The sequence below is a fragment of the Microcoleus sp. D2_18a_D3 genome, assembly GCF_036702455.1.
Lineage (GTDB): Bacteria > Cyanobacteriota > Cyanobacteriia > Cyanobacteriales > Microcoleaceae > Microcoleus.
Genome location: NZ_JAUBTK010000041.1, coordinates 1 through 15,109 on the forward strand (window position 1 = coordinate 1; position 15,109 = coordinate 15,109).

A 15,109-nucleotide genomic window follows, 5' to 3' on the forward strand; every position below is an offset into this window, starting at 1 on the left:
TTAATAATTTTAGGAATCGCGTATTAGCTTGCTTTTCTGATTAGATAAACTTATAACCATAAGTTCAGGAGAGCCCTAATGACTAATAACTAATGACTAATAACTAATGACTAATGACTAATAACTAATGACTAATGACTAATGACTAATAACTAATGACTGCTATTTTTCAACATTCGATCGAGCTTTTGCAAAATAAAAATAGCCGCGCCCACACTCAAAGCCAAACCCAACCAAAAATTATCCGCCGCCCATTTACCTCCATCCAAAGCCAAACCGCCCAGCGGCGGCCCGATTAAATAGCCGATCGCCCAACACTGAGAACTAACCGCCAAATACACGCCCCGCAAAGACTCCGGCGCTAAATCCACCACCAAAGCCGAAGCAAAAGGCGTATAAGCAACAGTCGCCACCGACAAAAAGCTCAAGCCTAAAACAGCTAAAAATAGATTGCCAGTTGCAGCCATTCCCGTCAAGCCGATCGCAATAAATCCCATTCCCCATAGCAGCGCAGAAATCATCAAAGCTTTTGGATGGGAAAACCGCTTCAAACCTTTAACAACCGGCAGTTGCAAAGCCACAGTTAAAAACGTGCTAAAAGCAAACAAAACGGTAATTGTACCTGTTGAAAAGCCTTTCCCCGATGTCCCCACCGCGACAAACTTGCTAAAGTACAGCGGCATTGTGGTTTGGATTTGGGAAATATATAATGTGAACAGAGTATTTACTAAAGCATAAACTAGAAGACTGCGATCGCTCAGCGCCACCATCCAGCCATTTTCCCGATTTTTTTTGCCTCTATCCGCTGAATTAACTGGTTTGTAGGTTTCGGCGATCGCGATCGCAACTACTGCAAACAGCACTAAAAACGAGATACCATCAATAATAAAGAGCGATCGATAATTACCCGTTACCTCAATCAACAAACCGCCCAAAATAATCCCAACTTGCAAACCCAAATTATCAGCAAGCCGCGTCAAAGCAAAAGCTTCCTGTCGCTGTTCGCCCTCAGTTAAATCCGCCACCATCGTCTCGGTTGGAGGCCAATACAAACCCACACCAAAACCCATCAGTAAATTGCCCGCAATTAAGCCAGCGAAATCATTAGTCCCCGCCAGTACAAAAGAAGCCGCCGCCGCTATTATTGTCGCCAGCAATAAAGTTCGCCGCCTTCCCCAAAATTTTGAATCGCAAAAAGAACCGCCCAAAATTCTGCCCAATATTCCCGAAACTGAACCGCTACCCAAACCAATCCCAACAGCAGTAGCAGATAAACCGACGCGATCGACAAAAAATATCGGCGCGTAAAATAAAGTAAAACCGGTGCCGCTTTGGGAGAGGAATCTGCCGGCGGCAAGAATCCAGACTTGAGGGGGGAGACGGGGCAACCAAGAGGATAATTGAAATTTAGGCATATATTATTTATAATAGTCGGCGGTTGAAACCGCGTCTAAACTAATGAACAGTCGGCGGTTGAAACCGCCTCTACACAAACGAAGTCCGCCTTCGCGGACTCAAGAATTAAGCAGGTATTAAAGCAGGATTTGGTATTATGGAGTCAAACCCAAACTTAACCTTACTTGTTCGCGAACTTCGCGACAAAAATTTAATGCTTCGCGGGCTGTATCTTTATCAGCCGAAGCCCCCGGATAGCGATAGGCAACGGAGAAAGCAGTTAACGCTAAAAGTTTTGTGCGAAGCTTATCCCACCCAGGCTCAACGGGCAACAGCAAATCTAACAAAACCGTCAAATTATGCGTTCTGCTGAAAGCAATTACTGCTTCCTGCAAACGCGCTTTTAGATATTTCTCGGCACACTGTTGAGCGTGAAAACACGCCGCATCATAATTCGGAGATTTTCGCGCTCGCAATTCCCGCAAAGCTGTAGTAAAATCGCCCTCAGCTTTATCAACCCATTCAAGTGTGAGCGGATTCATAAATCACCTTTCCTTTCTCGATGATTTCCCGCAAAAATAAATCATTCCAAGCTAGACGTTGTTCAATTTCCGAAGGAGTTCGCACTAACAAATCTACAGCAAAGTTTGGCTGAGTTTGATTTAATATTTCCCAAGTTTTACGAAGATTATTACCATCCGAAGATAAAACTACCAACATATCAACGTCCGAATCTTCTGTGGGATTTCCATAGGCGTAAGAGCCGAACAAAATTATTTTTTGCGGTTTGAATTTATTGGCTATTGCCCGACTCAATTCCATGATTGTGTTCATTTCAATCATTTGCTAACATTTTTAATATTTTTCAATTCAACTGTAATAATAACACATGAAATTTCTGGAGTCTCTCCCTCCAATGAGTAATTATCAAGAGATTTTTGACGATCGCCATAAATTTTAAACTGTTGCTGTTGGCTCGCCCGTTGGCGTTAGCGAAGCGATCAGAAAAAAGCCATCGAAGACGAACACCCGCAAGCTTAACAATTCTTCTCAGTTAGTTACACAAAAGTTACCATTAATTTAAAAATACTTAACACGCTTTTAGGAAAAAATTAGTTAAGCTCTAGAAAAGGCAGAAGAAAATTTTAGAGGGTCTAATTATATGACAGCTATTACAACATCAAGAGTGGAATCAATCAAACCGCGCTGGCAAGCAATTGTCATGGTGGCCCTAATTTTCTGGCTCAGCGTTAGCCTGATTTTGGATCTAGTAATTATGCCCAGTCTCTACGTATCTGGCATGACGACATCTCCCGAATTTGCAACGGCCGGAAATTTAATGTTCTGGGGATTCAACCGGGTTGAGTTAATCTGTTCGGGCCTGGTGGCAACGGGTTTGATGGTTTTGAGCAATTTAGTCGGTGACTTCGGCAAGCGCAGCCGCACAGCAATCTTATTATCATTGGTACTTCTGGCGATCGCCCTGATTGACACCTACGGCCTGACACCCCAAATGAGTGCCCTAGGAATCCAGCTAAATCTGTTCGATTCCGCAGCAGAAGTGCCCGCCGGGATGAATCTACTGCACCAAGGCTATTTTGGATTGGAAGCGCTGAAGTTGGCTGTCGCCGGTACGCTGCTGGGCTGGTGCTACCAAAACCAAGTTTAATCGACAGAAGGCTCAGATGTTGAGTTGAGAAAAAAACTCAACCAGCAGCGGGGGGCGTGAATTCACGCCCCCCGCTAATTTTTAAAATTTTAACGCGATCGTAAACACCGGATTTGATATTCAGCGGCGTTAATCTGTGTTTATCTGCCTGTATCTGCGGTTAAAAAAAGAGAATTTCTTGGGCCGCAGATGACGCTGATTCACGCAGAGGTCGAGAAGAGACAGATGAATAATCTCCGATGCTAACAGATTTGATATAACTATATTTTCAAGTTTCCTGACCCGCCCAAAAACGGAGACAAGCCCCCAAATCCTGTTGTGGAGAACTCAACATTTTAGACTCTTGTTCAAACTCCCAGCTTCATCTGTGGAGTAAATCTAAAATCTAAAATCTAAAATCTAAAATCGACCGACGCCACGCCCTACTCGGATGCTTCCGGTAAATCTGCTTTTGGCCACAGCAAGCGCAAGCCCATTACCGCAAATCCGATCGCCGCGAGTCCCTTTACCAGTCGTTCCGGCAACACCTCTGCGGTGCTGAAGCCGATCGCCACGCCGATTAAACTCGCCAGCAGCAGCGCCGACGCCGTGCCAAAAAATACAGCCCGCGGCGAGTTACAACTGCTGCCCAGGGCGATCGCAGCTAATTGACTTTTGTCTCCCAATTCTGACAAAAACACTGTAATAAAACTGATTCCCAAAAGTTGCCAGTCCATGTTTTTTTAGTTCTTAGTTAGCTATTGTAGAAATCTAGGACTTACCGACAGGCAGACAATTAACCCAGCACTTCCCACAGCAGAACCGCCGAAATCGCCAGCAAAATCACTCCTGCTGCTCTCTCCAAAGTTCTCGGAGCAATCCGACTAGCCAGCCACCTTCCCAGCAACACCCCCAGCAAGCTGGTTGCTATCAAAGCCGAACCCGCACCCGCAAAAACGATCCAAGGATTTCGAGATTCAGCCGTCATCAGCAAAACTGCGAGCTGAGTTTTGTCTCCAATTTCAGCTAAAAAAATAGTTGCAAAAGTCGAAGCAAAAATTGCCCAGTGCTTCGACTTCAGTTTCTTTTGTTCCTGACAAATATCGGGATTTACAGTCACTGAGAGTTCAGCGGGCTCCGGGGTTAAAGCAGCACAAATCTCAGTAACCTCTTTTATTTGTAGTTGTACCTGTTGTGGCAAATCATAATTGAGGTTTACTGAGTCAGAAGCAGACAAGCTTGGCGGAACAGAATCAAGTTTCACGGGCAATGAGTGCTAAACGCTATTTATTTTTGACTTGTACTTTTGATTCTAACTCTCTCGGTGCCTGCTTTTACCAAACCAGGGTCATCTTTTTCCCCGGAGATTTCAGCCACTGATTCCTGGAACAACTCACCGCACCCAAAAAGGGATACAAGCCCTCAGATTTATCTGTCGAGTCAATCTAAAATCTAAAATCTAAAATGTAAAATTGACTGACTGACTGGTTCATGTGCCGTAAGTTCGATCGCCCGCATCTCCCAAACCAGGTACAATAAAGCCCTGTTCGTTGACTATTTCGTCGATCGTTGCCGTGTAAATCATCAAACTCGGGTACTCTGCACTCAGCCTCTTCAAAGCCGGAGGAGCAGCCACCACAGAGATAATCCGAATCAAGCTTGGGTCAATTCCCCGCTTCGTCAATTCCTGCATTGTCGCCACAATCGTGCCGCCAGTCGCCAGCATCGGCTCGCTAATTATCACCCGCGTTGCCGGGATAAACTGCGCCGGCAATTTGTTCAAATAACAAGTCGGTTGCAGCGTCTCCTCATTTCTTGCCATGCCGAGGTGGTAAACCGACGCCAGCGGCACAACCGTCTGAATTCCTTCCAGCAGTGCCAAACCCGCCCGCAAAATCGGTACCACAACTAACGGAGCTTCCGGGTTGATAAAAGCCGCCGGACATTCTGCCAAAGGCGTCTGCACCGTTGTTTCCACTATCGGCAGCCACTCTCTAATTGCCTCGTAAGCCAGCCACCTTCCCAATTCTGTCATCGCAGAACGAAAAAGTACCGATGGGGTGGCGGCGTCGCGGGCAACAGCCAGCCAGTGTTTAATTAACGGATGTGGAGGAACGTAAACGCGCAGTTGCAGGGACATTAGGAAATTGGGGAGAGTGCTAGGTTGGAGAAATTTTATGCCGTGCGGTCGATCTTCTTCGAGGGCTTCGCCAACGGGCGATCGATCGCTCTGTGCAACTTATCACATCCTTGAGGGCGCATACAAGCGAGAGATTGAGAATCGACCGAAGAGCACTATTTTTAAGATTGCCGTCACAGGCTCAAACCTCCGCCGGACTGCCGAACTATTGCAACACGCACCAGCCATCGGTTACAACTGACATCTTGCACCATTGTTAATAAGTTGAGGGGGCGAGAAGGAAGGTAAAAGCTAGATAGGGAAAGCTGTTCAAGCAACACACCCCTAAAAAAAATGGAGAAAAAACCCCTGCTTATTGAGAACGCAGAGAGCCCTCTTCTCTGACTTCTAAGCTGACTTGCGGGGCTATAATGGTCATATCGCCACCAAAGACGCTGGGATCTTCTGTCCAAGTGAAACTTTCCAGTGGTTTATCGTTGCTACCTAAACGCGCCATCGCCATCGGTGGTAAAAAGAACACCTCTAAAATTGTATCCATCAACAACTCCCCGAAGATAGCCGTTCAGTTTGAGCCTTGTACTGATTTTTAAATCGCACCCATTAATTTATCTGCGTGCCAACAATATTACTCATACAAGTTATTAGTCCCCTCGATCGAGCAAGGAAATTTATGAATAATTAATATATGATAATAAATCATAACAACACTTAATATTGGCGACCTAGATTTTGTGGGTTTATTTACTAAATAAAGCATAAGACTAATGTAATTTTATAACCTCCAACATTCATTCTTCTATCTATGCTAAAAATTAGCCAAATTACAATACTAATACAGCCCTAAAGTCGATGTATGATGTATATCGCTAGACCAAGAATTAAAAATTGTAAATTACCAAGGTCGAGTAAAGATGACAACTCTAAAAATTTCTGGCTATTACATCACCGAACAAATTTACAATGGTAACAGAACCCAAGTTTACCTAGGGGTTAAAGAGTTAGACAGTCAACCAGTTGCCATCAAACTGCTTCAGTCGGAATATCCAACATTCACCGAACTGGTACAGTTCCGCAATCAATACACAATTGCCAAAAATCTCGACTTTCCGGGAATTGTCAAACATTTAAGCTTGGAAAACTATCGAAATAGTTTTGCTCTGATAATGGAGGATTATGGTGGCATTTCCCTCGCTAACTATCTGACCTCCCCGGTTCTTGAAAAAACAGGAAAAATTACCGATAACCTCGCTAACTTTTTTGACATAGCTCTTCAAATTGTCACGACGTTAGAAGGACTTTATCGCTGCCGAATTATTCATAAAGATATTAAACCCCAGAATATTTTAATTAACCCTCAAACTAAACAAGTCAAACTGATTGACTTCAGCATTTCCTCGCTTTTACCCAGAGAAAGCCAAGAAATTCAAAACCCCAATCAGTTAGAAGGAACCCTCGCTTATATCTCCCCGGAACAAACAGGACGCATGAATCGGGGGATTGACTATCGTACTGACTTTTACTCTTTGGGCGTAACTTTTTACGAAATGCTAGCGGGTCAGTTGCCATTTCAATCGACAGACCCGATGGAATTAGTTCACTGTCATATTGCCCGTCAAGCCATTCCCCCCATTGCAGTAAATCCCGCCATCCCCCAAATTTTAAATGACATCGTAATGAAATTGATGGCGAAAACCGCTGAACACCGCTATCAAACAGCTTTTGGGATTAAATACGATTTAGAAAAGTGTTTGGAACAGTACGCAGCTAGCGGTAGGATTGCACCCTTTGAATTAGGAAAAAGGGACATTTCCGAACGCTTCGTTATCCCAGAAAAACTTTACGGCAGAGAAACCGAAGTAGAAACGCTTTTAGCAGCATTTGAACGCATCAGTTTTGGCAATTCAGAAATCATGCTAGTAGCAGGATTTTCCGGCATTGGTAAAACTGCCGTTGTCAATGAAGTTCACAAACCCATTGTCCGCCAACGCGGTTATTTTATTAAAGGAAAATTCGACCAATTTAATCGCAATATTCCCTTTTGGGCCTGGGTACAAGCTCTGCAAAATTTAATGCGACAACTGCTGACTGAAACTGCGGCTGTTGTGCAGAAATGGAAAGCAAAAATTTTAGCCGCTTTGGGAGAAAACGGCCAAGTCATTATTGAGGTAATCCCCGAACTAGAACTGCTGATTGGCAAGCAACCACCTGCCCCCGAACTAGAAGGAAGTGCCGCTCAAAATCGCTTCAATTTGCTGTTTCCAAAGTTTATCCGAGTCTTCGCGACTCAAGAACATCCTTTAGTGATTTTCTTAGATGATTTACAGTGGGTCGATTCAGCTTCTTTGAAGTTGATGCAATTGCTTTTAAGCGATGGGGATACCCGTTGTCTGTTGCTAATAGGAGCTTATCGAGACAACGAAGTTTCTCCCGCACATCCGCTGATGCTGACGTTAGATGAAATTAAGGAAACTAATGCGACGGTCAATCAAATTACCTTAGCACCTTTAGACCAACCTTCCTTAAACTGCCTGATTGCCGATACTCTGAGTTGTCCGCCAGAGCGAGCAATTTCTTTAACCGAACTGGTACTGGTAAAAACCAAAGGCAATCCTTTCTTTACGAATCAATTCCTCAAATCGCTTTACGAAGATGGATTAATATCGTTTGATTTTAGCTGCAACTATTGGCAGTGCGATATTGCACAAGTTAAGACACTCGCCGTCAGCGATGATGTTGTCGAGTTTATGGCAACTCAGTTGCAAAAGCTGCCGGAAAATACTCAAACAGTATTGAAATTAGCAGCTTGCATCGGCAACACTTTTGACCTCGCTACCCTAGCAATTGTCCGCGAAAAATCCCAAGCCGAGACAGCGGCTGATTTGTGGAAAGCTTTGCAAGAAGGTCTAGTTATTCCGATTAGCGAAGTTTACAAATTTTTCCAAGATGATTCCTCGATCACGAGTCAAGAGAATGTAGAACTGACAGTTCCTTACAAATTTCTCCACGACCGAGTGCAGCAAGCGGCTTATTTTCTAATTCCAGAAGACAAAAAACAATCGACTCACTTAAAAATTGGACGGCTGCTGTTGGCAAATACCCCCGAAACAGAACGGGAAGAGAAAATTTTTGATCTTGTTAACCAGTTGAATATTGCCGTCGATTTAATTGACAGTCAACCAGAACAAGAAGAACTGGTGCAGTTAAATTTAGTTGCGGGACGTAAAGCCAAAGCTTCTACAGCCTATGCGGCCGCGCTCGGTTATTTATCTGTAGGCATGAAACTGCTAACAGCAGATAGCTGGCAAACTAATTACGATAGAACGCTGGCACTGTATGAATTAGCCACTGAGTCAGCCTATCTGGGGGGTAACTTCGAGCAGATGGAGGCGTGGTCAGCACTTGTTTTGAACGAAGCTAAAACTTTGCTGGATAAAGTGAAAGTTTATGAAGTCAAAATTCAAGCCTACATGGCGCAAACCCGAGGTTTAGACGCCGTGAGAACGGGGCTACAAGTGCTGAAGCTTTTGGGGATAGATTTTCCAGAAAATACCCAACCGTCAGATATTCAGCAAGCAATGGTGGAAACGAGAGAAAATTTGGGTTCTCGCGCGATCGAGGACTTGATTAACTTGCCAGCGATGACAGACCCCGAAAAATTGGCAGCGATGCAAATTCTTTCGAGTTTATCTTCTGCTACCTATATTTCTGCGCCTCAAATGTATCCGCTGACAGTGTGCCAGCGGGTTAATTTATCGCTGGAATATGGCAATGCTGCTTGGTCGGCTTTTGCTTATGCGACCTACGGATTAATTATGTGCGGCGTCGTGGGAGATATTGAATTTGGTTATAAATTTGGTAGGTTGGCTTTAACAGTGGCGGATCAGTTCAACGTCAAGGAAATTAAGCCCAAGGCATTCTTTATTTTTGGCGGCATGGTCGCCCATTGGAAAGAACCAGTCCGCAAAACATTAAAACCTTTGCTGGAGAGTTACCAAATTGGACTGGAAACCGGAGATTTAGAATATGCCGCCTATAGTGCTTGTTACGCCTGTCACCATTTATATTTTGCTGGGGCAGAACTAACCGAATTGGAACGGGAAATGGCGTCTTACAGTCATGCGCTCAAACAAATAAAACAAATTGCCTCGTTTAATTATAATGAGATTTTTCGGCAGGCAGTGCTTAACTTATTAGGTGAGTCGGAAAATGGCTGCCTTTTAGTGGGTGAAGCTTATGACGAAGTAGAATTACTATCGCAACATTTAGAAGGCAACGACAGAAACGGATTGCACTATTTGTATTTAAACAAGCTGATTCTCTGTTATCTATTTGAGGAATGGCCACAAGCGATCGCAAATACTGCCAAGGCAGAGGAATATATTGATAGTGCGATCGCTCTCCTTTGTGTACCCCTATTCCATTTCTACGACTCCCTGGTACAGCTAGCGATTTGGACTGATTCATCCACAAGCGATCGCGAGCTAATTTTAGAAAAAGTAGCACACAATCAGCAAAAACTCAAGGCCTGGGCTGAACACGCGCCGATGAATCACTTGCATAAATCTTATCTGGTGGAAGCAGAACGGCATCGGGTTCTGGGTGAAAATGTGGAAGCAATGGATGATTACGATCACGCTATTGCCATCGCCAAAGAAAACGAGTACGTAAATGAAGAAGCAATCGCCAACGAACTTGCCGCCAAATTTTACTTAGCTTGGGGCAAAGAAACCATTGCTCAAACCTACATTGTCGCAGCTTATTACGCTTACTCTCGCTGGGGAGCCAAAGCAAAAATTGAAGATTTAGAAAAACGCTATCCTCAATTACTCGCCCCTATTTTTACTAGAAATCCCGGCGCGCAATTGGGCGATACAGTCACTCTGACGACTCATGAAATCGCCGCGCTCAAAGTTACAACTAGCACTGGTACAGGTATTTCATCAGCTCTAGATTTAACAACAGTCATCGAAGCCTCTCAAGTCATATCTGGAGAAATTAATCTCGATAAGTTAATCTCAACTTTAATGAACGTCGTGATGGAGAATGCAGGAGCAACAGGCGGCGCTCTGATTTTAGAACAATCGGGTGAATTATTTATCACCGCTCAATCGCTTGGTAGCGAGTGCCACTTGCAATCTATCTCAGTTGACACCAGCCAAGAGATTCCGGTATCGATCGTCAATTATGTTTGGCGCACGGCTGAAACTCTAGTAATTAATGATGCAACTAAGGAAGCTAATTGGGCTGCGGAGCCTTATATTATCCAGCGTCATCCTAAATCGCTACTGTGTCTCCCAATTCAACATCAAGGAATTTGCCGTGGCATTCTTTATTTAGAAAATAATTTAACCGAGGCTGCATTTACAGCCGACAGATTGGAACTTTTAAAAGTATTATCTGCTCAAGCTGCTATTTCGATTGAGAATGCTCGCCTCTATCAAAGTTTAGAAGAAAAAGTGCAACAGCGCACGGCTGAACTAGCTGATTCCAACCGCCAACTCGCCCTTGCCTATGAAGAAATTACTGCGCTCAACTCACGCTTGAAAAAAGAGAATATCCGCTTAAGTGCTGAATTAGATGTAGCGAGACAACTGCAACAAATGGTATTGCCAAAATCATCAGAAATGGAGGCAATTGAAGACTTGGAAATTGCTGTTTTTATGGCACCTGCAGATGAAGTGGGTGGCGACTACTACGACGTGCTATCTAAGAATGGCAAAGTTTATTTCAGCATCGGCGATGTTACGGGACACGGGCTAGAAAGTGGCGTGATAATGATTATGGCACAAACCGCTGTCCGAACGCTTCAAGAAAGTAATGAAACAGACCCGGTGAGGTTTATGGATGTGCTCAATCGAACCCTTTACGGCAATCTCCAGCGGATGAATTCTGGAAAAAATATGACATTGGCATTATTAGAGTATCAAGATAGCATCCTCAATATCAGCGGTCAACATGAAGAGATAATAGTGGTGCGTACTGATAGCAGCGTCGAGCGGATAGATACAATATCTCTGGGTTTCCCGATTGGTTTGGATGGGGAGATTGCTGATTTTGTTGCCCAAACTCAAGTGTTGCTGAACCGGGGAGATGTAGTGGTGCTTTATACCGATGGGATTACTGAAGCTTTCGATATTAATCGAAAACTTTACGGTTTGGAGAGACTGTGCGAAGTCATATCCAGAAATCACCACCTAGGGGTAGAGGAAATTCGGCAAGTCGTAATTGAAGATGTGCGGCGGCATATTGGCGAGCAAAAAGTTTTTGATGATATTGCCTTGGTGGTGTTGAAACAAAAGTAGGGGAGATTGTTTTTTGGGGGTAATTAGGGCTTGCTGAATAAGGAATGAAAAAATCACTCATAGCACTTGATTAGTTTTTCAAGTTCGACCAAACATAATTTTTTATTGCCTATAGCTTGCCCCACTGGGGGGGTGACAACCCCGTTAGAAGCTAGACAAGGTAAGGCGTTGACCCACTTGTGGTAAAAAAAGATAGGCCGGTTCAAAGTACCGACAACTTATCACAAATTATGTTACCTCTATTTTATCAGACGCATCTCCAACAACACTTAACTCGTACTCTGTTTTTAGTATTAAGTATCCTACTCAATCTGCTGCAATCGGAAAGACAAGTTAAGTTGGAGCAATTAGCCCTCTGGTTTCCCTACCCGATTACCGCCCTTTGCCGGCGTCGGAAATTACAAAGGTTCTTGAATTTACCTCAATTAACCCTCCGCCAGATTTGGTATCCCCTCATAAATTATTGGTTAACCACCTATTGCCAAGTGGGTCAGACTTTATCAATTGTCATCGATCGCACCCAATGGGGATGTATAAACATACCTAGACAAATATACCGGAGCAGTTCAAGAGTTAATGAAATTAACCTTGAATAAGCGCCACTTTTATCAACGGGGGATGAGGGCTGTAACTCAGATTAGGTCTAGCTCTTAGCTCTCTTTGTCACCCCCCCAGGCAAATGATGGCTGCCGTTGGCAATAAACAGCCATTTTATCAGCAGGGTCTGAAGGCTATGATGCTTATCCAGCAACCTTTTTAGCTTCCTTGTCGCCCCCTCAAGTTAATAAGCCTTTCACGGGCGGGATCTCCTGCCCAACCCCTACTCCCCACAAGAAAACTCACTCTTTGTGGAACAGGCCCCAAAGCCTGTGAAGCGAGAATTGTGCCAGATGTGAGTTAGAACCCATTCGCCGATCGACCTCCATCAGCTTATTGAAATTTTTTTCCAATAGTATTGACATTAATTAGCAACAAGGCTATAGTGATTTTTAGTGTTCTCCTCTCAAAGGATCGGCAGACGGGGGCAGTCGGCAATGGTAGACTGTTCCCGCATTTTTTTTTGAAGCTGGGGCATTGGGCATCGGGCATCGGGCATCGGGCATCGGGCATCGGGCATTATCCGTTGCCGAACTTCGGTCTTCCTTCTATCCTTTACATCCGTTACATCCCGTACATAATCCGTTGCCGAACTTCTTGCTTCGGGAGCGATCGACTGTAAAATCATAGAAATATTAAGATTTTTAACCCAATGTCAGCTCCTACCCAATCCCAGTTATTTTCTCCCAACACCCGCCCTACACAGCAAGAGTTTGATGTGATTGTCATCGGTTCCGGCATTGGCGGACTCGTGACAGCCACCCAGCTAGCCGCTAAAAAAGCCAAAGTTTTGGTGCTCGAAAGCTATACAATTCCGGGGGGTAGCGCTGGATATTTCGATCGAGAAGGCTACAGATTCGATGTTGGGGCATCCATGATTTTTGGCTTCGGACAGCGCGGCACCACCAACCTCCTCACCCGCGCCCTGAAAGCAGTTAACGTGACCTTAGAAACGATTCCCGACCCCGTACAGCTTCACTATCACTTACCCGACGGCTTGGAACTGGAAGTTCCCCAGCCTTATGACAAATACTTGCAAGAATTAACAGACAGGTTCCCTCACGAACGCGAAGGAATCCAAAAATTTTACGGCGAATGCTGGAACGTCTTCAACTGCCTCAACGGAATGGAATTGCTATCCCTAGAAGAACCCGGATATCTGGTTCGAGTCTTTTTTCAGAATCCTTTAGCCTGTTTGGGATTAGTAAAATATCTCCCTCAAAATACTGGCGACATTGCGCGGCGCTACATAAAAGACCCTACTTTGCTGAAATTTATCGACATGGAATGCTACTACTGGTCTGTAGTACCTGCGGACTTGACGCCGATGATTAATGCCGGAATGGTATTTTCTGACAGACATTACGGTGGCATAAATTATCCCAAAGGCGGAGTCGGTCAAATCGCCCAAAAATTAGTAGAAGGATTAGAAAAATGCGGCGGGCAAATTCAATACAAAGCTAAGGCGAAAAAAATTATCACAGAAAACGGCCGCGCTGTCGGAGTCGAGCTAGCAACCGGCGAAGTTTACCGCGCAAAGCGCATAGTTTCTAACGCCACGCGCTGGGATACTTTTGAGAAATTGCTGCCGGCAGAAGAGATGCCCGCTAGCGAGAAGAAATGGCAGCAGCGCTATCAAAAAGCCCCCAGTTTCTTGAGTTTGCATTTGGGAGTGGAAGCAAGCGTAATCCCTGCTGGTAGCGCCTGCCACCACATTTTGTTAGAAGATTGGGACAAAATGGAAGCGCCGGAGGGAACTGTTTTAGTGTCAATTCCGACAGTTCTAGACCCGGATTTAGCTCCTGCAGGATATCACATCGTTCACGCTTTTACTTCGAGTTGGATGGAAGAGTGGGAAGGACTTTCGCAACAGGAATACGAGGATAAAAAGGAAGAGGCAGCAGGGAGAATTATTGAAAGATTAGAAAAGATTTTTCCCGGTTTAGATGCCGGTTTGGATTATATGGAAGTAGGGACAGCGCGTTCTCACCGCCGCTTTTTGGGCCGCGAAGATGGAACTTACGGGCCGATTCCGCGACAGAAGCTAATGGGTTTGCTGGGAATGCCGTTTAATCGAACTTCTATGCCTGGTTTGTATTGTGTGGGTGACAGTACGTTTCCCGGACAGGGTTTAAATGCGGTGGCATTTTCTGGGTTTGCTTGCGCGCACCGAATTGCGGTTGATTTGGGTTTTTAGCGGTAGTAGTAGGGTGCGTCAGATTGTTCGCTTGAAATACGACATAAAATGTGAGGCTCCGGGGCAGCCTCCAAAAAGACTAAAAACCCGGTTTCTGGAGAGAAACCGGGTTTATAAGCTCAAAATTGGTGTTTTCCATTCTTTTAACGAGTTTACTGGTCGTAGCTGCCGCCGACGCCGATTTGGGTATTGTAGATTTTGGCATTAGTGATGGTCATGTCTTGCATTGATGCGCCGGATACGTCAGCGGTGTTAATGATGGCTGCAGTCAGATTTGCCCGATCGAGGTCTGCGTCATTTAAACTGGCATTAGTCAGGAAAACTGCGGTTAAGTTAGCACCCGTCAAGTTAGCACCCGTCAAGTCAGCACCTTCGAGGTTGGCACTAGATAGGTTTGCGCCTCGTAAATTTGCTTCTCTCAAATCAGCACCAATTAAATGAGCTCCCGTTAAATCGGCTCCTGACAAGTCGCACTTAAAACATTGCCCGGTTGACAATAACTGTTTGACGTGAGCGGGATTTTCAGCGCGAGCCGGGCCAGCCAACAGTAGGGGAGTAATTAAAAAAGTAGCGGCTAATAGATTGCGTTTCATAATCCCTTTTCCTCACAGACTCTGTATTCAAGTTCTTGTCTTGATATCTACAATCTTACCACGGTTGTTTTCGGAAGTTGCGATCTAATTCACAGCTTGGCTGTGACATCGATTCCCCTCAAAAACGCATACATGGTCTCGAAAAGCCCGCAAAACTTAATTTCGCAAAACTTAACACTGCCGAACTTAATACAGTGCCTTTTTGTAGTAACCTTTTCTAGGTTAGCTAGGATAGCC

13 protein-coding genes are annotated in these 15,109 nt (G+C 44.7%); 4 read left to right on the top strand and 9 right to left on the bottom strand.

The window, feature by feature from the left end:
• Positions 1-152: 152 nt before the first annotated feature.
• The 3 genes from QUB06_RS18835 to QUB06_RS18845 form a co-directional block, all read right to left on the bottom strand.
• Complete coding sequence (locus QUB06_RS18835; protein WP_333436566.1) at positions 153-1,415, bottom strand: MFS transporter; 1,263 nt, start codon at positions 1,413-1,415, stop codon at positions 153-155.
• 135 nt (positions 1,416-1,550) lie between these two features.
• A complete protein-coding gene (locus QUB06_RS18840) occupies positions 1,551-1,937 on the bottom strand; it encodes a HEPN domain-containing protein (RefSeq protein WP_333283366.1) in 387 nt (128 codons plus the stop codon).
• On the bottom strand, positions 1,918-2,229 hold the full coding sequence (locus QUB06_RS18845) for a nucleotidyltransferase domain-containing protein (RefSeq protein ID WP_333101836.1): 312 nt from the start codon (positions 2,227-2,229) through the stop codon (positions 1,918-1,920). Before QUB06_RS18845 ends, QUB06_RS18840 begins: the two co-directional genes overlap by 20 nt.
• A 328-nt stretch (positions 2,230-2,557) precedes the next feature.
• Between QUB06_RS18845 and QUB06_RS18850 the strand changes: the two genes are divergently transcribed.
• Positions 2,558-3,064, top strand: coding sequence for a hypothetical protein (locus QUB06_RS18850; protein WP_333436567.1), 507 nt, complete (start codon positions 2,558-2,560; stop codon positions 3,062-3,064).
• Positions 3,065-3,486: 422 nt separating this feature from the next.
• Here QUB06_RS18850 and QUB06_RS18855 read toward each other — a convergent pair whose 3' ends face one another.
• From QUB06_RS18855 to upp, 3 genes are all read right to left on the bottom strand, one after another.
• The gene (locus tag QUB06_RS18855; RefSeq protein WP_190658036.1) at positions 3,487-3,780 is read right to left on the bottom strand and encodes a TMEM165/GDT1 family protein; all 294 of its coding nucleotides are present in this window, start codon (positions 3,778-3,780) and stop codon (positions 3,487-3,489) included.
• A gap of 59 nt (positions 3,781-3,839) precedes the next feature.
• Positions 3,840-4,307 carry a TMEM165/GDT1 family protein gene (locus tag QUB06_RS18860; RefSeq protein WP_333436568.1) on the bottom strand — a complete coding sequence of 156 codons (468 nt, stop codon included), beginning with the start codon at positions 4,305-4,307 and terminating at the stop codon, positions 3,840-3,842.
• Between the two features lie 225 nt (positions 4,308-4,532).
• The gene (gene upp, locus QUB06_RS18865; protein ID WP_333436569.1) at positions 4,533-5,183 is read right to left on the bottom strand and encodes a uracil phosphoribosyltransferase; all 651 of its coding nucleotides are present in this window, start codon (positions 5,181-5,183) and stop codon (positions 4,533-4,535) included.
• 37 nt (positions 5,184-5,220) lie between these two features.
• Between upp and QUB06_RS18870 the strand changes: the two genes are divergently transcribed.
• Positions 5,221-5,424, top strand: coding sequence for a hypothetical protein (locus QUB06_RS18870; RefSeq protein WP_333436570.1), 204 nt, complete (start codon positions 5,221-5,223; stop codon positions 5,422-5,424).
• Between the two features lie 111 nt (positions 5,425-5,535).
• On the opposite strand, the gene QUB06_RS18875 is transcribed toward QUB06_RS18870, so the two are convergent.
• Complete coding sequence (locus QUB06_RS18875; protein ID WP_333436571.1) at positions 5,536-5,721, bottom strand: hypothetical protein; 186 nt, start codon at positions 5,719-5,721, stop codon at positions 5,536-5,538.
• Between the two features lie 373 nt (positions 5,722-6,094).
• Between QUB06_RS18875 and QUB06_RS18880 the strand changes: the two genes are divergently transcribed.
• On the top strand, positions 6,095-11,485 hold the full coding sequence (locus tag QUB06_RS18880; RefSeq protein ID WP_333436572.1) for an AAA family ATPase: 5,391 nt from the start codon (positions 6,095-6,097) through the stop codon (positions 11,483-11,485).
• A 1,003-nt stretch (positions 11,486-12,488) separates the two neighbouring features.
• On the opposite strand, the gene QUB06_RS18885 is transcribed toward QUB06_RS18880, so the two are convergent.
• The gene (locus QUB06_RS18885) at positions 12,489-12,710 is read right to left on the bottom strand and encodes a hypothetical protein (RefSeq protein WP_333436573.1); all 222 of its coding nucleotides are present in this window, start codon (positions 12,708-12,710) and stop codon (positions 12,489-12,491) included.
• Between the two features lie 24 nt (positions 12,711-12,734).
• On the opposite strand from QUB06_RS18885, the gene crtH reads away from it, so the two are divergent.
• On the top strand, positions 12,735-14,279 hold the full coding sequence (gene crtH, locus QUB06_RS18890) for a carotenoid isomerase (protein ID WP_333436574.1): 1,545 nt from the start codon (positions 12,735-12,737) through the stop codon (positions 14,277-14,279).
• 152 nt (positions 14,280-14,431) lie between these two features.
• On the opposite strand, the gene QUB06_RS18895 is transcribed toward crtH, so the two are convergent.
• Positions 14,432-14,872, bottom strand: a complete 441-nt coding sequence (locus QUB06_RS18895) for a pentapeptide repeat-containing protein (protein WP_333436575.1) — start codon at positions 14,870-14,872, stop codon at positions 14,432-14,434.
• Positions 14,873-15,109: the final 237 nt, after the last annotated feature.